This is a genomic window from Candidatus Hydrogenedentota bacterium (assembly GCA_035416745.1).
Taxonomy (GTDB): domain Bacteria; phylum Hydrogenedentota; class Hydrogenedentia; order Hydrogenedentales; family SLHB01; genus UBA2224.
Window position 1 is genome coordinate 1 of the sequence record DAOLNV010000056.1, and the last position, 21,227, is coordinate 21,227.

Genomic DNA, 21,227 nt, shown 5'->3' on the forward strand with positions numbered 1-21,227 from the left:
AGCGCGGAACCGTACCGGGCTGTCCAGAACAAGATCTTCCGCACCGCGGTGGAAGAGAAGTATTCGGACGTTCTGGACTTCTCAATCACCGATGCCCAGCAGGACAACGCCAAGCAGATCTCCCAGATCGAGAACATCATTCTGCAGGGAGTCGACTTACTGATTGTGGCGCCGAACGAGGCGGCCCCTTTGACGAAGGTGGTTCGGAAGGCGCATGAGTCCGGCATCAAAGTTATCTGCCTCGAGCGGGACCTCGCGGAGCCTGTCTACGACATGTTTGTTGGCGCGGATAACGTTGTGATCGGGGAGATGGCGGGACAATATATAAAGGAATACCTCGAATCCAAATCTATTGCGAACCCCATCGTGGTCGAAATGAAAGGGCTTCTGGGCACCAAGCCGCAGGAGGAACGTCACGAAGGGGCAAGGAAATACATCGACACCGTAACGGGGGTGAAAGTGGTCGAAGAAGTGGCAAACTGGCTCCAGAGCGAAGCGAAGAATCGCATGGAGACTCTGCTGCAGGCCAATCCCAGGATCGACGCTGTATACGCACACAACGACCCGATGGCTGTTGGCTGTTTTCTGGCCGCCCGGGAAGCTGGACGCGAAAAGGAAATGATCTTCGTCGGGGTGGACGGTCTGGGCGGAGATGCCGGCGGAATCAAGAAGGTGATTGACGGCGTGTTGCAGTGCACGTTTGTCTATCCCCCGTGCGCTTCAGAAGCCCTTGATTACGCGGTCGCCATGCTCAAGGGAGAGGAGGTCCCGGCTCGGGTAATTCTCGAACCTTCCAAGATCACCAAAGAGAACGCATCCGAATGGTACGAAAAGGCCACCATCGAGTAGGCATACGCGGGGCGCGCGCAGGGGCCATATCGAGCCCGTCCTGCTGGGTCGCGCTCCTGTTTGCGCTGATCTCCTCCGGCTGCGGAATGTCCATGCACGACGCCGTAGCCGCCGGCGAACTGACTGAGATACAAGAGATGCTCGCCCGGAATCCCGGCGCCATTGAAAGCCGGGATGGTCTGGGCAAGACGCCGCTGTTCTTCGCCGTCACGTATGGGCGTGAGGACATGATGGACCTCCTGATCGAACGAGGCGCCGATGTGAACGCGCATGACAAGACCGGTCTGACGCCGCTTCATGTCGCGGCGTTCATGAGCCGGCCGGCCTGCGCCGAAAAACTCCTCAAGGCGGGCGCGCGCATCGACGCTACGGACAATTTCGGGGATACCCCTCTTCATTCGGCGGCCATGCATGGCATGACCGGAATGATTGGGTTCCTCGTTAGACGCGGCGCCGATCTCGACGCCGTGAACAATAACGGTGAGACTCCCTTGGCCCTCGCGGTGAAGCATGAACAGGAACGCGCCGTTGAGACACTCGAGAAACTCCTGAAAGCGCGGGAGTAAGATGGGTGCTGCCGGGGGCGGCGCTGGTTCCTGACGGGTACGGGTGAATTCTGATAGACTATCCTGCAGGAGAGCTGGATGAAGGGTACGAAAAACGATGTTGTTACCGTATACACCGATGGTGGCTGTGAGCCGAATCCCGGCCGCGGAGGATGGGGAGTCGTCCTCGTCTATAAAGGGAAGGTAAAGGAGCTTTCGGGCCACGAAGATGTGACTACGAATAACCGCATGGAGCTTACGGCGGCCGTGAAAGCACTGGAGGCTCTTCGCAGGCCGTGTCGTGTCGCTCTGCATACCGATTCGCAGTATCTGCAGAAAGGCATAACCGATTGGATGCGGAGGTGGAAACGAAACGGATGGCGCACCCGAGGCGGAGCGGTGAAGAACCAGGATCTTTGGCAACGCATTGACGACCTTACGAACACCCACGATGTCAAATGGCACTGGGTGCGCGGACATGCGGGAGACCCCTTTAACGAACGCTGCGATGCGCTGGTGCGTGAGGCCCGCATCCGGCGCTGAAACGTGAGAGAAAATACCGCTGCAATGTCTGATAGAGAGAAAAGCTCCGTTGCAAGTCACCCCGTGCCAAGGAAGAGAACAGAGGATCTGACCCTGTGCCTTATCTTCATTCTCATCGGGATGGGCGGCATCCTCTTTTCCAGGCGCTGGGATGACCCGGTATTGCACAGAATCACCCTGTTGCTCTCCGTTGCGTTGCCTGTTTTTGGCATCGGCAATTTTCTAGCCCGGCTTCACGTAACCGGTCTACAGAAGTTCCTCCTGGTCGCGGGGGTCCTCATCTTGATCGTAGGGGGGATGGCCACCGTAGCCGATTTTCCCGGCACCTTCATTGATTCCGCGGAGATCCCAGCCAAGACTCGCGACTTCGCCCGCTGGGCGGGAGCACTAGGTCTGTTCGCCGGACTTGTCGCAATTCTCTTTGCCGTAGTTCGCGGCGAGGAAGAACTGGCCGAGATCGGCGACCGGTTTCGGCATCTGACCGACCACATGAGCGAAGGGTTCACCGTAGCTTCTCCGGATGGAACCATCTTGTTTGTGAACCGGCGCTTTCTGGAGATGACTGGTCTGAACCGGGACGCCGTCCTTGGGCGAAATGCCTTTGAAATCGTTAGAGAGCTCAACCAGGAAGCGATGCTCGAGCACATGGAGCGGCGAAAACAGCACTTGGCATCGGAGTATGTTGTCAATCACAAGGTCGGGGGCGACGAACGGCATTTCGCGATAAGCGGGACACCTATCTTCAACCGCCAGGGAGAACATGCCGGAACCGTTGCTATTTTTCGAGATGTGACAGAGCAGGTCAGGCTTTCACGGAGCTTGGAGAAGTACGCGGAGGATCTCCAGCGGCTCGTGGAGGAACAGACACGCCAATTGCGCGAGTCCGAGGAACGGCTTCGAGGGCTGTTGGTGCGCATGAACGAGGGCTTTCTAACCTTGGATGGGGCCTTCCGTGTGCGGTTTGCCAACGAGCGCGTCTGTGAAATGCTGGGATTCGATCCGGGAGAACTGGTTGGACGCGATGTGTTCGGATTCATGGAGCCCGCCGGCAGAGCCAAGCTCCTGAGTCTCCTCGAGATGGCAGGCTCGAACGTGACGAAGCGTCTTCAACAGGAAACCAATCTCATAACGAAGCTCCGCGGTATGGTTCCCGTAGTCTTGGGTGTGTCCCGCGTGGAAGATTCCCGCGAAGGCGGAGTGCGGTATTCTCTTGTTGTAACGGACGTAAGTAAACAGAAAGAAATGCAGCGCCAGTTGGAACAGCGCGCCATCCAATTGGAGACCGTCAACGAAGAATTACGAGTGCTTGACCGTACGAAAGACAGTTTCCTGACAAACGTCACGCACGAGCTTCGCACCCCCCTGAGTACCATACGCGGATACGTCGAGATGTTGGATAGCGAAGGCATCGGCGCGTTGGACAACGAACAGAGGAATGCGCTGCAGGTAATTGGGAGAAATGTGCAGCGTCTGGGAACCCTGATCGAGGAAATGATCGAATTCAGCCGAATGCAAATGAAGGGTTTCCGCCTGAAATTCACGCTGTTCCGACTCGAAGAGCTTGTGGAGGAATGTGTCAAATCGGTGCGTCCGAACGCTTTTCAGCACGGTCTGACGCTCGAATGCAATCCTCGGGAGTCCCTGCCCAGAATATGGGGCGACCGGGCCCGCCTGGCCCAGGTTCTCACGAATCTCGTGTCCAATGCCATCAAATTCACCAAATCGGGCGGAAGAGTCGAGTTGAACATCAGCCGCGCTCCAGGCGGTACCGCGCGCATCAGCGTGGCGGATACGGGAATCGGAATACCCCTGGAGTACCAGAAGCGCATATTCGACAAGTTCTTCCAAATTGATGATTCTCTTGAAAGACGTTATGAAGGCGCGGGCATCGGTCTGTCCATTGCGAAAAGCATTGTTGACGCTCATGGAGGCACTATCGAGCTTGTCAGCACACCCGGGGAGGGAAGCAAGTTCACCGTGGTTTTGCCGGACGCGATTTTCGATGAAAGCTACTCGCCGGGCGAGAACGCCCGCTTTGAAGGCCGAAGACTTGTGTGTGTTTCTGAGGATGACGGATTACTGGACAGGCTAAAGGCTCTGCTCGAGGGCTGGGGGGGACAAGTCGATCGGTTCTCCGGCGGGCACGAAGCCGTTCGCTCTTGCCGGGAAACGGTACCAGACCTCGTGATCATTGATGAAAACACCGACGATATAACTGGTTCGGCATTCGTCACGGTATTGCAGAAAGCGTTGGACGCCGACACGGTGCCGGTCCTGCTTATGAAGGGCCGCAATGCGCCTCTCGAGGAGGGTTTTGTCGACCTGAGCGGTCGTGTTGAAACCATCGAGAAACCCTTCCGTGCCCACGAGCTCTTCTGGAAGGTCCATCGGATGCTTGGGAATCTCCATTTGATTTCTCCACTCTTGGAAACAGAGATGCTTCCGCCTGCCGAGCCGGCGGCGGAGATCGTGCATGCCGTGGTGGAGCCGGACAGCGACTTGCTGGAATGGCTTCAGATAGCCCTGTCAATCCGCGGCATAGAGGCATCCTATTTCGTTGATCCGGAAGATGCCCTTGCGCGCATCGAGGCACACGGCGCGCGGACCCTTCTATTGGATACGGACGGGTTGTCTCCCCAACAGTTGATGCGTTTGAAAGAACACGCCAGAGAAGCTCACATTCTGATATGCGCTATGACAGGGTCGCAACCAGACGAGCAACCGGCAGATGGTTTCGATGCTTTACTGACAAAACCATTCAGCATCGACGATGTCGTTGACACAATTGCTGAATTTGATTCGAAGGTTCCCGCCGCGAAGAGTGCGGCGGATGATGTCAATACAAACGGTGAAGGGAATGTCGCAAAGTGAAATTCTGGCTCGGATGCTTATTTGTGCTGCTAGCGGCGCCATCGGCTGTCTGCTCCGATTTTGAAACGGCGCTCCAGAAAGATTGCTCCAGCGCCATCTGCATTCTCGCGGATTCTGGCTTGACGATATGCGAGCACAACGCCGAGGAACTTCGCCCGCCGGCAAGCATGATCAAGCTCATGCAGATTCTGATGGTCATGGAGGGTATCGAAGCGGGGCAGTGGTCCCTTGACACAATTATTAATGTGACAGAGCATGCAGAACGCATGGGAGGATCGCAGGTTTATCTGGGCAAAGACGAAGAATGGAAACTCAGCGACCTGATTGGCGCGGTGTGCGTGGTTTCGGCAAATGACGCTGCCATGGCCATTGCGGAAGGACTGTGGGGGAGCGAGGAGGAGTACTTGAAGGCCATGAACGTGCGCGCGAAAGAGCTCGGGATGACTCTTTCGGAATTCCACAGTGTGCATGGGCTTCCTCCCGACAAGGGCAAGCAGGTGGACAAAACCTGTGCCCGGGACATGGCCATTCTGGCGCGCCACTGTGTGCAATACCCCCTCCTTATGGAATGGGTGGGGCAAAAGGAGTTGACATTGCGCGAGGGGGATCCCGTTCAATATAACACGAACAAGCTCCTTTGGCGGATGGAAGAGTGCGACGGTCTCAAGACGGGATACACGAATGCCGCGGGATGGTGTCTCACCTCCACGGCGGAGAGAGACGGGATCCGTTTGATTGTGGTGGTGATGGGCTGCAAGACTTCCGGGAGCCGGTTTACACTGACAGAGGCGATCTTCCAGGAGGGGTTCCAGGAGTCTGAACGCTTTCGCGTACTGGCAAAGGGCGACCTGGTGGACCCCGAGATATCTGTTCAGAACTGCGAGAAGGCCGTCACCCGCCTGGCAGCATCGGAAGACGTATGGGTAACCGTTCCAAAACGTTCCAAGGCCGGTTTGAAGCTTATGACAGAGACGCCGGCGGAGTTGCGCCCACCCCTCGAACCGGGGGAGACGGTTGGACAGCTGCAGGTGGCCTTCGGCGACCAGATACTTGCCAGGACACCGTTGCTGCTCGCAGAACCCCTGCGCCCTGCGCCCCTTCGCTGGAAGTTGGTTCGGACGGTTCTGAACCGGTAACCCGTCACACCCTGAGACTCTCGATGGCCTCGAGGTAGCTGTCGCTTCGGAAGATGTATGAACCGGCCACGAGAACATTCGCGCCCGCGCTGATGACCTGCGGGGCCGTGTGCTGGTCAATGCCGCCATCGACCTCGAGATCGCGTTCCTCACCAAGCATAGCGCGCACCAATTCGATTTTCCGCAGCATTCCGGGGATGAACTTCTGTCCCCCGAAGCCGGGATTGACGGTCATGATCAGCACCATGTCGACGCCGTCCGCCAGGAACTCGATGTCGTCTGGGGGGGTGCCGGGATTCAACACAACGCCCGCCTTGCATCCGAGGTCGCGTATCCGGGTCAATAGCCGGTGTGGATGGCGCGAGGCTTCGGCATGGAAGGTGATGATATCGGCGCCGGCGTTCGCAAAATCATCCACGTACTCCTCGGGGTTGGACAGCATCAGGTGAACGTCCATGGGAACGGTCGAGTGGTGCCGGAGCGCGCTTACGACGGGAGGTCCAATGGTTATGTTGGGCGTGAAATGCCCATCCATGATATCCAGATGAATCCAGTCGGCTCCGGCCTGAATGACCGCACGGATCTCTTCCCCCAACCTGCTGAAGTCGCTGGAAAGAAGAGATGGCGCAATCTTGAGTTTAGGCAACGTCTTTCTCCTCGCCTTCTTCAGGCAAATAGTCTGTAATGACCGGCGGAGCGTCTCCTTCGTAATAGTAGACCCTGGCCCGCTCCCCATCCACAAAGACCTCTACCGTAAGTTCCTCCGAGAAGGACAGGGGAAGATTGATAATGCTTCCCGGCTGATACTTCGGCCTTTCGCCCGCCTGGTACTGGCCCTCGGTGGGCAGGATAGTCTGCCGGTTCCTGTTGCGGTCAATCACGTCAATCCTGATTTCCCGAGGGAACCAGGAACCCGGAACCGTGTACGCGATCTTGACAGTGCGGCGCGAATTGGGCAACTCGAGTTTGGCGGAAGCGCGCACGTCATAGCTTACGGCGCCGCCCTTTTGAAGCATCGTTCCGGGGAGAGGGTTCTGGGCAAGCACGCGGTCATATGGGGCATCGGGGTTGTCAACACGGTTGGCGACCACGCTTACTTCCATGGGCGCCAATAGCGCGATTGCATCGGATACGGCAAGCCCAACAATGTTCGGCATGGTGAGAATGTTGCCTGTGGGGCCTTTGCTCAGCAAGAGGTGAACTTCCTGGCCCGCCCTCAGAGGTTGTCCTGCCGGGGGGTCCTGCGCGATGATCTGGTCGCGGGGCGCGCTGTGCTGGATCCATGCCTTGCTGCCAAGGCGAACACCCCTGGCGGCGCCGCCTTCGAGTTGACTCAGTGACTTGCCCACGAAGGCCGGGGTGCCCTGGGCCTCTCCTCCTTGACTCACGGTCGGGAAGACTTCGCGGCCTGCCCGGACCACCGCTCCGGGCTCGGGGCGTTGCGAGATCACGTGGTACGCGGGCACCTGGTCGCTGAACATCGGGGTCTGCTTGCCCATCTCGAGGCCGACCTTCCCCAACTCGAACGATGCCTGGGTGACGGACAGCTGCGTGATGTTGGGAACTGTCACGTATTCTCCCCCGGTGACAGCGGTGTTGAAGACATAAAGCCCCGCGGCAGCCATCACCAACAGGAAGAACGCGGTTGCGAGGGTCCATCGCACGGACCATCCCAGGAAGCGAAAAACAAAGAAGGTCAGATTCAGGATTGCTTCCGCAGCCTTGTCAAGAAGAACCCGTCCAACCCGTCCTGAACCGGATTCGTTCGATATGTTCCCTTGCTTTTTCTCCATGCGCTCATCCAAATTGGCCCATCTTCGAGGGTGACGGGCTCTGTTGCCAATACAGCCGCGACCACATGCTCTGTCTCCTCGGGGGTGGATGTACACACCGAGTAGACGATAACCCCCTGATTCTCGCAAAGAACGATTGCCGACCTCAACAATTGCTGCTGCAGCAGGGCCAACTCGCGAATATCCGCTTCGGAAAGACGGTATTTCAAGTCCGGATGCCGGCGCAAAGTACCCAGTCCTGAACAAGGGGCATCGACCAGGACACGGTCGAATCTCCCCACGAACGGAGCGTTCCGGCCATCTGCCGCAACCAGATGAACGCCCGGGGCGTTCAAGCGCGTCATATTCTCGCGGATCTGGCGAATCCTCCCGAGGCGGATATCGCACGCCGTGAGCCGTGCGCGTCCTCCAGCGAGCGCCGCGATGTGGGTGGTCTTGTTTCCCGGCGCGGCGCACATATCTAATATCCGCTCCCCGGGTTGCGGTTCCAGAAGATGCGCAGGCAGCATAGACGCAGGATCCTGCACCGTGAAGTCTCCAGCCTGAAACCGCTTGCTGCGCGCGAGCGCCGGGGCCCGGAAGAAGGTTATTTCTTCAGGAACAACCGTACGCTTCTCCGCGCGGATATCGCCTTTCTGGAGCGCCTTCAGCAGAGAATCCGTGTTGATCTGCAGGGTATTTACCCGGGCTGAGATTGGCGCTTCCTCCGTCAATGCACGGCAAAGGGCCTCGGTCTCGTTTGGGCCCAAGTCGTCGAGCCAGCGTTTAACAAGCCACTCGGGCATTGAATACTGGATGTGAAGGCGCTCGAGCGGCTCCTCGGGAAAGGTGACCTCTGAAAGCTCGTGCGGGGCGCGCCGCAGCACCGCGTTCGTCAAGCGGGCCAGACCGGCGTGGCCGCGTTTCCTGGCCAAGTCGACCGATGTGTGCACGAGGGCTGGGGGTGTCACCTGGCTACAGAATAGCGACTGAAATATGCCCATGCGCAGAAGGGCACGGATAGGAGCGGGCAGCTCTTCGAGCGGCTGACGCAGGATTCCTCGAAGAACATAATCGCACAGAATCCTGTGCCGCACGGTCCCGTAAACGAGGTGCGTCAGGAAACGCCGGCCTCTCTCGTGCAGTTCTTTGCGGCGAAGGGTCCGGTCGAGAGACACGTCGAGGAATACTCCCTGCTCGAACACGCGAAGGAGCACGTCGATGGCGGCGTTACGCACGGGGTCGATGGGCACGGTCTACAAATCCTCAAAACGTTCGCCAACCTGAATGGAATGGCCCCGTAGATATTCCTCCATGGACATCGCGCGTTTCCCGGGGGCTTGAAATGCCAGAATGGCCAGGAGCTCTTCGCCCGCAGCCACGAGGACGCGGTCTTTCTCCACGGCAACCACGGTGCCGGGGCGCGCATCATGCGTGCCTTGCACAACCTGAGAGGCGTGTATCCGGCAGATTTCGCCTTTGTAGAGGCAATGTGCCACGGGCCAGGAGACAGCGGCCCGCACCAGATTGTGAATCTCGCGCGCGGGGCGTCCCCAGCGGAGCTGCCCGTCGGACTTCTCGAACATGCGGCAATAGACAGCTTTCGAATGGTCCTGCGGCCTGAAACAGGCCGTCCCCGCACCAATTGCATTGACGCCGGCAACCAGAAGTCCCGCGCCCTTCACCGCGAGCCGGTTGGAAAGCGAAACCCAGTTATCTTCCGGAAGAACCGGCTCTTCTTCCTGGAAAAGAATGTCGCCGGCATCCATCTCGAGCGTAAGGCGCATGATGGTAACGCCAGTAACCTCGTCGCCGTTCAATAGGGCCGTGCGGATGGGGGAGGGCCCGCGATATTTGGGCAGCAGGCTCGGGTGCATGTTGAGATAGCCGTAGGGCGGGATATCGAGGATGGGTTGCTTGAGGATTCGCCCGTACGCGGCGATCAAACAGATGTCGGGGGCTTGTTGGCGCAACCACGCCTCGAAGGCGCCATCGTTGAGCTTCTCGGGCTGTGCGACGGGAATGCCGTTGGCTTGAGCCCAGACCTTCGCGGGCGGCGGCTCGAGCTTCTTGCCCCGTCCCTTGGGGCGGTCCGGCTGGCACACCAAGGCAACGACTTCGTGCGCTTCCGCTACCGCCACAAGACAAGGAACCGTCAGTTCCGGCGTTCCAAAGAAGACCGCGCGCACTCAGGTCAACCCCGGTATTTCGATGCCGCCCGTGAGCTCCGTCATCTTTGCTTTGACCAGTTCCTGCACTTGGCGGATGCCATCGTTGACCGCTGCGGTGACCAGCGTTTCCAACATCTCGATGTCATTCGAGTCAACCACTTCAGGCTCGATCTTGACTGACTGCAGCTCGAATCTGCCGTTCATCTCGACCTTGACCATACCGCCGCCCGCGGATGCCTCGATCCGTTCGCTGGCCAGGCTTTCCTTGAGTTCTTCCATCTTGCCCTTCATCTCCAAAGCGTGTTTGATCATGTTGGAGAAATTGCCAAGATTGCCTAATCCTTTGGGTAGCACGTTGCCTCCTATCCGTCGAGCGCATGAGCACTTGTTACTTGTATCGAGGTAGACCGCCGCCAAGTATACCCGCATGTCCGATATGGTGTCCAAACGGCGGCAGTGTCGGCTCGAACCATAGCGCGAAAATGGCATGGTTCAAAGGTTCGAGGCCCGGAAAGCCGCCAAATGACGTTCTTGCTGCACGTACATCTGTTCTATCAGCCTTCCCCAATTGCGGCTGAGCAGGCATATTGGCAGCGTATGGGTCCTGCAGGGGGTATCAACCCATGACATTGCACCGGGTCCGACGCTCTTGGACTTCCGTCCTTCGCCATGGGAAGCGTCACTTTTCAATACAGCGACAGTATCGCCGCGGGCATCGTAATCAGCCAGGACCCTGAGGCAGCAGGGGGGGACGACCCCGAGAACCTCCGCTCGGCGAGGAAGAGCACGGACTCTTCGATGGCGGCCAATCTCTACTACGCCGGTTTCCGCATCTCCAGATGAACAAAACAGCGAAAGTTGCAGTGATGTTTGGGTTTCGCAATCGACGACGGGGATAGGTCCGCGGTAATCGCCGTTCGCCGTCACTGCTGCCTTCCTTTGCCTCTCGCGATTCCCGCCGTCTACGGCTGCCCAGGCAGCTCGTGGAGGCGGAGGTTCTTCGCGCGCGCCTCACGCATGCGGTGTTCTTCGCTGGCGCGAGCGGCATAGCGCTGGTCGCGCAAGGCGTCCGTCTGAGCCGGCTCATACCCGGGCATATCCGCCCGGGGCGTCTCAGCCAGCATCTGGGTACCCGCCTGGATGATGGAAAGGGCTTCACGAAAGCGGGGTCCGTCGGGTCCGTCCAGCGCCTTCAGGCAAGGGCTCAATTCGGGCCTGTCGAAACTCACCAGCGGGCCGCGGTTCGTTCGGCAGTCAGCCAATTGCCCGAAGGGAATGCCGGTCAATTCTTCAAGGCGCTTGAGCTGGCCGTCATCAAGGGGGCTGCGCCCAGCGAGATTGTTCGGGTATGCGCTCGAATACACGGGATAATACGGCCCGTTCACGTCAATCCAGGTCACGAGGCGCTCGAAGCTCTCGGGGTCCATTTCGATCTTGTGGTGTCCTTCGAGAATGGTCTTGACCAGCGGGCTGGCATGCGCTCCCCAGGAATACGCTTGCTGGATCTCCGCGGGGCCCGCGCCAATGGCCTTGATGTACCCTTTCCGCCACAACTCCTTATACGAGGTATTGAAGATGAGAGTCTTGTCGCCGCATAACAGCAGCTTCTCTCCGGGCTTCTTGCCGTAGTCGTGGCATTCGACACAGTAGCGGTCGAACACGGGCTGAACGTCTCGAAGATAGTTGAAGAACTGTGGGGCGCCGTGCCAGCCGGTGAGGATACTGGGCTCGCGGCGCAAGGCACGGGGAACGGGGGAAAGGGCCGCGTGCGAAGCTGGGGCCTTCCTGCGATCTTCATGACATCCCATGCATCCCGTGCATTCGCCGCTTTGCACCATGGTCCCGCTCCGCATGGACTGCACCATCATGCCGCGCTCGTCAAGCAGCTGAAAATACACGAAGGCTCCGGGGGGAATTTCGAAGTAAGCCGAGCCGTCCGGTTCAACCGGAACCGTCCCCAGGATCCGTTTGTTGTTGAAATCGTGCCAGTTCATGGCTGGCGCTTCCTGGCCTTGGCCGTTCCAGGGCGGGGTGGTCCAGTACCGCTTTTCGGGCGACTCAACCACCCGCAGGTACTTGACCGCTCCGCGTTCGACGCCAGCCATGTGCGTGCCTTCGTATACGTCCATCACATACAGCGCGCCGGGCTCGTCTTCGAAGGTTCTGCGGGACGGAATGGCGGGCGGCCGTGGGCGCGGCGCCAGGGGCATGGGATCAAAACAACCGGGCTCCTCGGCGTGCACCAGGAGCTCGTTTCCAAAAATGTCTATGAGGAATATCCCCATGAGCTCGCCGGAGCCTGTCATACGGGAGCACAAGAAGAAGGTGTCATCAAGCGGATAGGGATCTTCATACTTTGGATTCACCTGCGTGTACAGGTCAAAGCCATAATTATCCGGTTTGTTGGGATCGCCGGGGCCCGCAAGGTCTATCGCCCGGGGCGGCCACGTCTGAATCACTGGCGGGCGGTTGTCCATGCCGAGGCGGCGGTCGATGATGGCTAGAGCTCCCCACGGGCGGTCATGGCACGAGCCGAAGATGCAGATGGCTCGCTGCGTGCCGGGAATCGGCCGTGCGTCAATTACGGCCCCCGGAGACCATGTGTTATTCCCCCAGTACAGGGCGTGATTCGTGCCGTCCGGATTGACGGTCCACAGCCCCTGAGCGTCTCCGAAATTGCGGTCCACGTACTCCCACCGGTCATAGAGGATGCGTCCGTCCGGGGTGAGGGCGCCATGGCCCTCGAACAGAGTATTCTTGCCGATCTGGCAGATGTTGGCGCCGTCCGGTTCCATGCGGAAAAGGTTTGCCATGATGTGGCGGTTGCACATGCAGTACTTGGGCTCGCGCGTTGACGAGAACGCAATGGAATCATCGGGCAGGTATAACGGGTCGATATCGGAGACCGGCTGCGCGTACGTGAGTTGTTTGAGACCCGAGCCATCAGCGTTTATCTCGTAGATGTGGTAGCCATCCGCCTTGTCCTTGCGCATCGAGAAGACGATGCGCGTGCCGTCGAAATGCACCTCGGGATCGCGAATGATGCCCTCGGGCGCTTCAAGAAGGGCCGTTACCTGTCCTGCCTCCGCAAAATCAATGCACTTGAGCGCCCCGCCGCCTTCAAAGCTGCTCTCGTTAATTTCGTTGACCTGAAACATTGTCTCAGTATTGTGATGGTCGGGGCGGTACTGTTTTCTCACGACGAACAGAATGGGATGCGAACAGAGGAGGGGATTCGCGAGCAGCAACGCTTGGCGCCTGAGTTCTTCCACGGCTCCGCGCACTTCTCGGGCCTGCTGGAGCGCTTCCTCGCTCGCCGCGCCGGCCCGGATACGGTCGATTCTTCCGGCAAGAGCAGCGGCTTCGCGAACGAATCTGCCTCCCCCGGAATAGGCATCGCCGTAACGTTCCATCAGGGTATCAATGGCCGCTTTTACGGGCGGCAGCGGGCATGCGTCGAGTTCGCCCGCAATGGATTCTTGCAGAAGAGCGGACTCAATATTGGCAAACCGTTGCGCCGTCGTCTCGAGATCGATTATGCCTTGCGCGGCGAAATTGTCGAACGTGATATGTCCCCACCCGCCTTGGTTCTGATCGACGATGCGGAGAAAGCACTTCTTCCCGACCAATTCCGGCGTGTCCCACGACCGGACCGCCATGACCTCGCTGCTGTTGCCCGAGGCCTTCACATGTTCATGACCGTCGAGGGTGCACAGTGCCACATACGTGTCCGGGTGGTTGCCCCCGCCCGCCAGAAACGTCATCTCAGGCCCCGTCAACTCAAAAACGGGCGATTCGATAGTTCCCGTGAAACTGTCGTTTGGCCGATAGTCCTTTTGCTCGAGGGTCGAGAGAAAGTACTGGCCCTGCTTATTGTAAGGGTCAGAACTGTTGTGAAATTCCTTGCGGTCGCAGACGAGAAGCTCGAACGAACCCTCTATGACCCGCCACCCTTGGAGGTCGCCGCTTTCAAAATCGAAGCAGAGAGACGAAGAAGCGTCCAAGCTGCCGGCCCCGGCCGAATGAATCACCATGCACCCAAAGACAACGAACCACAGGGATTTCGTAATCGGGAGGAATCTGCCATTCATAATATGTTGTTCCGGGCGTCCTGTTTTGAACGCGTGTGAAATCCGGCCTGAGGGATCATTCCGATAGCCTTGAAACCAGAATGTCCCACCCTCCGTATGTTGCAGTGAGGGCTCGAGAGGATGAAGAGTCTATCCCGATAATCATCGGGTCATCGTACGTGCCGGCCGCGACGAAATCGTCTCCGGCTTCTAGGTAGTCTTCCCCGGATGCGCTGACGACCCCGAGAATCATCTCATCCCCGTCCCCGCCGCCGTGACAGACCGTGATCACGCTGCCGTCCTCGGCGAACTTCGCCACGAACAGGTCCTGCCCCGCGACAGCCTCGACCTCGTTCTCGGCCGTCTCGTCCGGTCCAAAAACAGTTCGTTTTGTGAAATACCCTCCGGCAACGAACGTTCCGTCATCGTACGCGCTGACCGTGTAAGGCAGCACCTCCCCCTGGATGTTCTGGGCCTGCTTTACCCAGACGAGGTCGCCGTCGGAGGCGAACCGGGCGAAGAAAGCGTCCATGGTGTTTCCGGCGGAAAGGGTGGTTTGAGTGGGTTCGCCGTTGCCGAACGTCACCGTCCCCGTGAAGGCGCCAACCACGATGCAGTCTCCTCCTGGCAGGGCGGCTACGTCCAGTGCCACGGTGTCTCCCGAGCCGCCAATCTCGCGGACCCAGGACCGGTCGCCCAGGCCGTCGTATCGCACAATATAGGCATCACGGGCAAGTGCCTTAGACGGCGCCGCGCCGCCGTCACCCTTGAACTGGCCGTTGATGTAACCGGCAGCGACGCAAGACGCATCCGAATAGACGGCTATCCCCATGCCCATATCCGTATCCGGGCCGCCTGCGCGTTTCACCCAGGCGAGGGACCCGTCGTCGTTATATCGCGCGACGAACAGGTCCTCCGCGCCATTGGCTATCAACACCGTTTCGTTCGTTTCCCGAACGCCGAACGCGGCTTGGTCACTGAAATACCCGGTGACAAAGGCCGAACCGTTGTCCAGGGCGGCGAGATCGTTGGCCTCGTCATTGCTGATGCCGCCTGCCCGGGTGGCAAACTGGAACAAGCCATGGTTGCTGTAGTAGGCGAGGAAAATGTCCAGCAAACCCGCGGAAGGCAAGACTTGCTGAATTGGATCCCGTACGCCGAACGATGCGTACAAGCTGTAGCAACCGGTTACATAGAAGGAACCGTCGGCAAGGACGGCGATCCCGTGCCCCTCGTCCGTTCCCGAACCGCCCGCAGCCGTCACCCACGACAGTTCGCCGTCCGATGTGTACTTCGCGATGAAGACGTCGTTGTCTCCGGAGGATGCCCATGCGGACTCCAGCTGCGTCGAGGAAGAAAACACGGCTGTTGAACTGAAGTACCCGGTTACGATGGAGGCGCCCTCCGATGTCAGGTCGAGGGCATATGCCACATCGCTCGTGGGCCCGCCAGCGTGTCTGGCCCACACCGCGCTTGCCCGCCCGGGCTCACCAGGGGTGTCATCTCCGTCGTCCGGGACGTAATGACCATTCGGACACCCCAGAGCCAGCGTCAGAGCGCACGCAAACACGATCGTCATCAGTGTCTTAAGGGCGTTTCGCATAGCTTTTTCTCCGTGCAGGCCGATACCCAGCCTTGCCTCAACCTGCGCATGGTTTTACCTTATAGCAAGAGGCACGAATTAGGCAAATACTTCCGCCAAAAGGATGTAAGGCGCTTGCTGAATATGGTATATTCGATTCTCTTTTTGGGGTGGTTTTTGCGAATAATCCTGGCAGTGGAGGCCCCTATCAGATGCCAAGTGGTAAGTATAACCATCAGGAAATCGAGAAGAAGTGGCAGGAATATTGGCTGGACAACAAGACCTTCAAATCAGAGGTCGACGCGTCTAAACCCAAGTATTACGTATTGGATATGTTCCCGTACCCGAGCGGCGACGGCCTGCACGTCGGCCATCCCGAGGGCTACACGGCAACCGATATCATAGCCCGTTATAAGCGAATGCGCGGGTTCAACGTGCTCCATCCCATGGGCTGGGACGCCTTCGGCCTGCCCGCCGAGCGCCATGCCGTCCGCACCGGCGAACATCCCGCCGTGGTCACAAATAAGAACTGTGACAATTTCAAACGGCAAATCCAGTCCCTGGGCCTTTCCTACGACTGGGACCGCGAAATCAACACAACCGACCCCAAATACTACAAATGGACACAGTGGATCTTCCAAGTCCTTTTCGAAAGAGGACTTGCATATCAAGCCGAGGCCCCGGTCAATTGGTGTCCGGCCTTGGGTACCGTCCTGGCCAACGAAGAGGTTAAGGATGGCAGGTACGTCGAAACCGGCGACCCAGTAGAGCGCCGTATGATGAAACAGTGGATGCTCAGGATTACCGCATACGCGGAACGCTTGCTCAATGACCTCGATGAGCTTGATTGGCCCGAAGGCATCAAGATCATGCAGCGCGAATGGATCGGGCGCAGCGAAGGCGCGGACGTCGTTTTCAAAGTGGATGGTTCCGGAGAGCAGTTTACCGTATTCACCACACGGCCGGACACGCTTTTCGGCGCGACCTATTGCGTGCTGGCCCCTGAACACCCCTTGACCCGCCGTATCGCGACCGCCGGACAGCGCGCAGCCGTCGACGCCTATATCGAGGCGGCCGCCAAGCGAAGCGCTCAGGACCGGATGAAAGAAGACCGCGAAAAAACCGGCGTCTTCACGGGCGCGTACGCCGTCAACCCGGTCAACGGGGCATTAGCGCCGATCTGGACCGCCGACTACGTCCTTGCCGAATACGGATATGGCGCGATCATGGCGGTTCCCGCCCACGATACCCGCGACCACGAATTCGCACGCACCTTCGGGCTGCCCATCATCGAGGTCATTCACTGCGACGGCGTGGACGTCCAGGAAGAAGCCTGGGTGGGTGATGGCACGCTGGTGAACTCCGGGTTCGCCTCGGCGGCCGAGATTCCGGATGTGCAGCGCGCCCGACTGACGGGTTTCTGGAAAGAGCCCGCCACAGCACCCAGCATCAATGGATTGGGAGTCCCCGAGGCCAAGCGAACCATCTCGGCATGGCTCGAAGTGCAGGGTCTCGGCAAGAAAACCGTCAACTACCGCCTCCGCGATTGGCTCTTCTCGCGCCAGCGGTACTGGGGCGAACCGTTCCCCCTAATCACGCTGGAAGACGGCACCGTCAAGGCGGTCCCCGTGAAGGACCTGCCGGTGGTGCTTCCTGACCTGGATGAGTACAAGCCGACGGCTGACGGCCAACCACCCCTGGCGCGGGCTGTCAATTGGGTCGAGACGACCGACCCTGAAACCGGCAAAGCGGCAAAACGCGAAACCAACACCATGCCCCAATGGGCAGGGTCGTGTTGGTATTACCTGCGGTTCTGCGATGCTCGAAACGACTGCCAGGCGTGGTCTGAAGCCGCCGAGTCGTATTGGATGCCCGTCGACCTGTACGTCGGCGGGGCCGAGCACGCGGTGCTCCATCTGCTGTACGCGAGGTTCTGGCACAAGGTGCTCTATGACGCGGGGTACGTCTCCACCAAAGAGCCGTTTACGAAGCTGTTCAATCAGGGAATGATCCTTGCCTACTCATATCAGGATGCCGCGGGAAAGTATTACTACCCGAATCAGGTGGAACAGCGGGGAAACGAATGGGTCGTCAAGAAAACGGGTGCGCCCGTTTTCACCCAGATCGAGAAAATGAGCAAGTCGCGCTACAACGTGGTTAACCCCGACGACGTGGTGCGCGAGCTAGGCGCCGATTCCATGCGGCTCTACGAGATGTTCATGGGACCCCTGGACCGCGACAAACCGTGGACGGATGAGGGAGTCCAGGGAGTTCACCGGTTTCTCCGCCGCGCATGGTCCGTTTTCGTGGCCGAAAACGGGTCGCTGAACCCGAAAATCGTTGAGACCGGCGGCGAAGTCTCGGCGAAAAAGGTCCTCCATAATGCGATCAAGGCTGTGACGGCCGACATCGAGGAGATGTCCTTCAATACGGCCATCTCTCGCATGATGGAATTCGTCAACGAGGCGACCAAGGCGGCGAGAATAGACCGCGAGGACGCCGAAACGTTCGTCTTGGTCCTGGCGCCATTCGCGCCGCACATGGCCGAGGAACTCTGGGAACGCCTGGGTCACACGACTACCCTGGCCTATGAACCCTGGCCCAAGTATGACGAAAGCCTCCTGACCGAAGACACTGTCGATATCGCGGTGCAGGTGCTAGGCAAATTGCGGGGCATAGTGAAGGTCCCCGTGGATGCGTCCAAGGATCAGATTCTGGCGGCTGCTAAGTCCGAACCGAACGTCCAGCGCCATCTCGAAGGCAAAAACATCGTCAAGGAAATCTACGTGCCGGGGAAACTGGTGAATCTGGTCGTGAAATAGCCCGCTGAGAACAAAAACAATCACTGAGATTTCAAGGAGTCTGCTGTGCAATACCGTCCGTTTGGCAAGACAGGGTTTGAGGTTTCGGCGCTCGGGTTCGGCACGATGCGTTTGCCGGTAACAGGAGGCGATCCCGCGAATATTGACCGGCGCGAAACCATCCGCATGATCCGCCACGCCATTGACAACGGCGTCAACTATGTCGATAGCGCTTACGCGTACCACAACGGGCAAAGCGAGGTCGTGTTGGGCGAGGCCCTCCGTGACGGATACCGCGGCCGCGTCAAGATCGCCACCAAGCTGCCTACATGGCTTGTCCAGGAAGAAGAAGACGTCGAAAAGCTGCTCGACACGCAACTCGAACGCCTTCAGCAGGACCGCATCGATTTCTATCTCGTTCATAACCTCAACAACGCGTTATGGCCCATCGCCCGCGACCGCGGCGTGCTCCCCGCCCTCGAGCGAGCACGCGACAAAGGCAAGATCGGACACATCGGATTCTCTTTTCACGATTCGTTCGAGCTGTTCAAAGAGATTATCGATGCCTACGACGGATGGGAGTTTGTCCAGATCCAGTACAACTACGTCAACGAGACGGTACAGGCGGGCACCAAGGGCCTCGAGTACGCCGCATCCCAAGGTTTGCCAGTCGTGGTAATGGAACCGCTTCTTGGAGGATGCCTCGTCAACCCGCCGGAACCTATTCGCGAGATCTTCCAGAACTCGCCGTATCCCGAACGCTCTCCTGTTGACTGGGCCCTTCAATGGCTGTGGAACCACCCGGAAATCGCCACGGTTCTCAGCGGCATGGGCGCCATGAGCCAGGTCGAAGAAAACCTGGCATGCGCCGGGCGTTCCGGCATCGGCGCCCTCTCGGACGAGGAGATGGAGACCATCTCCGACGCCGCCTATGCTTTCCGGCAGTTAACCCCCGTCCCTTGCACCAAATGCGGGTATTGCATGCCCTGTCCCAACGGCGTGGATATCCCCCGGAACCTCGACATGTATAACAACGTCCATATCTTCAAAGGCAACCAGGATTCCCTGAACCGCATCATTTACATCAATTTCATGGCAAAAGAAGCTCGTGCCGACAAATGCACTGTCTGCAACGAATGCCTCCCCAAATGCCCACAACACATCAAGATTCCCGAGCTGCTGCCCAAAGTCCACGAAACGCTTTCCCGGCCGCTGTCCTAATTTTGGGGACACAATACTGAATTCGGATTTGGCCCAGGTTACCTGCGATGAGTGTCTTGCGCATCCATGGTCATAAGTGAGTATTGTGCCGCCAAAACCATCTTGCTAAGCTTACGGCAGTCGATCTTCGGGGGATGGGGCTGTCTGTGGGCCTCATGATGCTCACGAAAGGCGATACATCATGACAACGAAAATCAACCGGAGGCGATTCCTTGGCACGGCCGCCGCGATCATCGGGGGACCAGCCATCGTTACGGGATGCGTCACAAAGAGCGCAGGACGCCCCGCGCCCAGCGAGCGGGTGGTCATGGGGGCGATTGGCCTCGGCTGGCAAGGACCCGGCAACCTGAAGAACTTCCTGTCCAACAAAGACGTCCAGGTCGTGGCCCTGTGCGATGTTGACCAGAACCATCTCATGCAGACAAAGAAAATGGTCGACGATGCGTACGGCAACAAAGACTGCGCGACGTACACGCGGTTTGAGGACCTCTATGCTCGCGGCGACCTTGATGCGGTCAGCATCGCCCTCCCTGACCACTGGCATGCGATACCTGCCATTGCCGCGGCCGAGGCCGGACTCGATATTTATGGCGAGAAGCCGCTCGCCCATACCTTTGGTGAAGGCCGGGCCATTTGCGATGCGGTCAGACACAACAAACGCATCTGGCAAACCGGAAGCTGGCAGCGCAGCGTCGAGAATTTCCACCGCGCCGCCGAATTGGTCCGCAACGGCCGCATCGGCAAGGTGAAATACATCGAAGTGGGTCTTGGCCAGGGCCACACCGACTATGCGGAGACCGCCGGCCAGACCGCGTTCGCCCCGCCGCCTCCCGAACTGGACTACGACCGCTGGCTGGGACCCGCGCCCGATGCGCCATACTGCCCCGCCCGGGTGCACAAAAATTGGCGCTGGATCATGGCGTACGGCGGCGGCACCGTTATGGACTGGGTGGGCCACCACCTCGACATCGCCCACTGGGCCATGGGGCTGGACAATTCCGGTCCCGAAACCGTCGAAGGAACCGGGGTCATCCCGGGTCAAGGCCTCTGGGATTCCCCCACGGATTACGATTGCACCTGCACCTATGCAGACGGGTTAGTCATCAAGATCAACAGCGCCTATCCCATGGGCACCAAATGGGTCGGCGAACACGGCTGGCTCTTCGTAACGCGCGGCAGGACCGAGGCAGAACCGCAAAACGTGCTCAACGAAGTCATCGGCGAGAACGAAATCCGCCTCTATCACAGCCGCGACCACTGCGGCAACTTCATCGAATGCGTCAGGAGCCGGAAAGAGACCATCACGCCCTGCGAAGTGGCGCACCGTTCCGCGACCGTCGGCCATCTCTGCGACATCGCGATCTATACCGGACGCAAGATCCGGTGGAATCCCAAAACAGAAGAGATCATTCACGACCCCGGCGCATCCGAGATGCTCTCGCCGCAGTACCGCGCACCCTGGAAACTGAAAGCCTGAAGTTGACTTCGATCTTTTTTGCGTGCTATAGTTTGCGCGCTCTTGAGCGGGGTTCCCCGAACAAAAGCGGGGGCGTAGTTCAGCTGGTTAGAACGTCGGCCTGTCACGCCGAAGGTCGCGAGTTCGAGTCTCGTCGCTCCCGCCAGCTAAGCCAAGCAGGCTCAGGGATTTACAAAGTAAAGGCCCTGA

General features: G+C 58.8%; 16 protein-coding genes and 1 tRNA gene. 10 read left to right on the top strand and 7 right to left on the bottom strand.

Translation table 11 applies throughout. The features are described from left to right. The 5 genes from PLJ71_15545 to PLJ71_15565 form a co-directional block, all read left to right on the top strand. A partial coding sequence (locus PLJ71_15545; GenBank protein ID HQM50101.1) for a substrate-binding domain-containing protein occupies positions 1–849 on the top strand: 849 nt, incomplete at its 5' end. After that, positions 822–1,415: an ankyrin repeat domain-containing protein gene (locus tag PLJ71_15550; protein ID HQM50102.1), complete on the top strand. Its 594-nt coding sequence runs from the start codon at positions 822–824 to the stop codon at positions 1,413–1,415. The genes PLJ71_15545 and PLJ71_15550, both read left to right, overlap by 28 nt. A gap of 78 nt (positions 1,416–1,493) precedes the next feature. Beyond that, complete coding sequence (gene rnhA / locus PLJ71_15555) at positions 1,494–1,937, top strand: ribonuclease HI (protein HQM50103.1); 444 nt, start codon at positions 1,494–1,496, stop codon at positions 1,935–1,937. Positions 1,938–2,000: 63 nt separating this feature from the next. Then, complete coding sequence (locus tag PLJ71_15560) at positions 2,001–4,808, top strand: PAS domain S-box protein (GenBank protein HQM50104.1); 2,808 nt, start codon at positions 2,001–2,003, stop codon at positions 4,806–4,808. Next, on the top strand, positions 4,805–5,944 hold the full coding sequence (locus PLJ71_15565) for a D-alanyl-D-alanine carboxypeptidase family protein (GenBank protein ID HQM50105.1): 1,140 nt from the start codon (positions 4,805–4,807) through the stop codon (positions 5,942–5,944). The genes PLJ71_15560 and PLJ71_15565 overlap by 4 nt, the downstream gene beginning before the upstream one ends. 4 nt (positions 5,945–5,948) lie before the next feature. Here the strand turns inward: PLJ71_15565 and rpe are convergent, their stop codons facing one another. From rpe to PLJ71_15590, 5 genes are read right to left on the bottom strand one after another with little or no spacing between them, the layout of a single operon-like run. Continuing rightward, positions 5,949–6,590, bottom strand: a complete 642-nt coding sequence (gene rpe / locus PLJ71_15570; GenBank protein ID HQM50106.1) for a ribulose-phosphate 3-epimerase — start codon at positions 6,588–6,590, stop codon at positions 5,949–5,951. Next, a complete protein-coding gene (locus tag PLJ71_15575) occupies positions 6,583–7,737 on the bottom strand; it encodes a PASTA domain-containing protein (protein ID HQM50107.1) in 1,155 nt (384 codons plus the stop codon). The genes rpe and PLJ71_15575 overlap by 8 nt, the downstream gene beginning before the upstream one ends. Continuing rightward, positions 7,647–8,969, bottom strand: a complete 1,323-nt coding sequence (gene rsmB, locus PLJ71_15580; GenBank protein HQM50108.1) for a 16S rRNA (cytosine(967)-C(5))-methyltransferase RsmB — start codon at positions 8,967–8,969, stop codon at positions 7,647–7,649. Before rsmB ends, PLJ71_15575 begins: the two co-directional genes overlap by 91 nt. A gap of 3 nt (positions 8,970–8,972) precedes the next feature. Further along, positions 8,973–9,905, bottom strand: coding sequence for a methionyl-tRNA formyltransferase (gene fmt / locus PLJ71_15585; GenBank protein ID HQM50109.1), 933 nt, complete (start codon positions 9,903–9,905; stop codon positions 8,973–8,975). Next, on the bottom strand, positions 9,906–10,241 hold the full coding sequence (locus tag PLJ71_15590; GenBank protein HQM50110.1) for a YbaB/EbfC family nucleoid-associated protein: 336 nt from the start codon (positions 10,239–10,241) through the stop codon (positions 9,906–9,908). A gap of 315 nt (positions 10,242–10,556) precedes the next feature. Here PLJ71_15590 and PLJ71_15595 point away from each other — a divergent pair, with 315 nt between their 5' ends. After that, positions 10,557–10,730: a PASTA domain-containing protein gene (locus PLJ71_15595; protein ID HQM50111.1), complete on the top strand. Its 174-nt coding sequence runs from the start codon at positions 10,557–10,559 to the stop codon at positions 10,728–10,730. A 119-nt stretch (positions 10,731–10,849) separates the two neighbouring features. On the opposite strand, the gene PLJ71_15600 is transcribed toward PLJ71_15595, so the two are convergent. Continuing rightward, positions 10,850–13,978 carry a hypothetical protein gene (locus tag PLJ71_15600; protein HQM50112.1) on the bottom strand — a complete coding sequence of 1,043 codons (3,129 nt, stop codon included), beginning with the start codon at positions 13,976–13,978 and terminating at the stop codon, positions 10,850–10,852. 55 nt (positions 13,979–14,033) lie between these two features. Further along, positions 14,034–15,560 carry a hypothetical protein gene (locus PLJ71_15605; GenBank protein HQM50113.1) on the bottom strand — a complete coding sequence of 509 codons (1,527 nt, stop codon included), beginning with the start codon at positions 15,558–15,560 and terminating at the stop codon, positions 14,034–14,036. A gap of 191 nt (positions 15,561–15,751) precedes the next feature. Between PLJ71_15605 and leuS the strand changes: the two genes are divergently transcribed. The 4 genes from leuS (at position 15,752) to PLJ71_15625 (ending at position 21,183) form a co-directional block, all read left to right on the top strand. Then, positions 15,752–18,361, top strand: a complete 2,610-nt coding sequence (gene leuS, locus PLJ71_15610) for a leucine--tRNA ligase (protein HQM50114.1) — start codon at positions 15,752–15,754, stop codon at positions 18,359–18,361. A gap of 45 nt (positions 18,362–18,406) precedes the next feature. Then, complete coding sequence (locus tag PLJ71_15615) at positions 18,407–19,561, top strand: aldo/keto reductase (GenBank protein HQM50115.1); 1,155 nt, start codon at positions 18,407–18,409, stop codon at positions 19,559–19,561. Positions 19,562–19,742: 181 nt separating this feature from the next. Further along, the gene (locus PLJ71_15620) at positions 19,743–21,038 is read left to right on the top strand and encodes a Gfo/Idh/MocA family oxidoreductase (GenBank protein ID HQM50116.1); all 1,296 of its coding nucleotides are present in this window, start codon (positions 19,743–19,745) and stop codon (positions 21,036–21,038) included. Positions 21,039–21,106: 68 nt separating this feature from the next. Continuing rightward, positions 21,107–21,183, top strand: a tRNA-Asp gene (locus PLJ71_15625). Positions 21,184–21,227 lie beyond the last annotated feature (44 nt).

Coding starts and splice junctions, on each gene's coding strand:
- leuS (HQM50114.1), top strand. CDS start 15,752: ATGCCAAGTGGTAAGTATAACCATCAGGAAATCGAGAAGAAGTGGCAG.
- PLJ71_15595 (HQM50111.1), top strand. CDS start 10,557: ATGGGAAGCGTCACTTTTCAATACAGCGACAGTATCGCCGCGGGCATC.
- PLJ71_15605 (HQM50113.1), bottom strand. CDS start 15,560: ATGCGAAACGCCCTTAAGACACTGATGACGATCGTGTTTGCGTGCGCT.
- PLJ71_15575 (HQM50107.1), bottom strand. CDS start 7,737: ATGGAGAAAAAGCAAGGGAACATATCGAACGAATCCGGTTCAGGACGG.
- PLJ71_15600 (HQM50112.1), bottom strand. CDS start 13,978: ATGAATGGCAGATTCCTCCCGATTACGAAATCCCTGTGGTTCGTTGTC.
- PLJ71_15620 (HQM50116.1), top strand. CDS start 19,743: ATGACAACGAAAATCAACCGGAGGCGATTCCTTGGCACGGCCGCCGCG.
- PLJ71_15550 (HQM50102.1), top strand. CDS start 822: ATGGTACGAAAAGGCCACCATCGAGTAGGCATACGCGGGGCGCGCGCA.
- rnhA (HQM50103.1), top strand. CDS start 1,494: ATGAAGGGTACGAAAAACGATGTTGTTACCGTATACACCGATGGTGGC.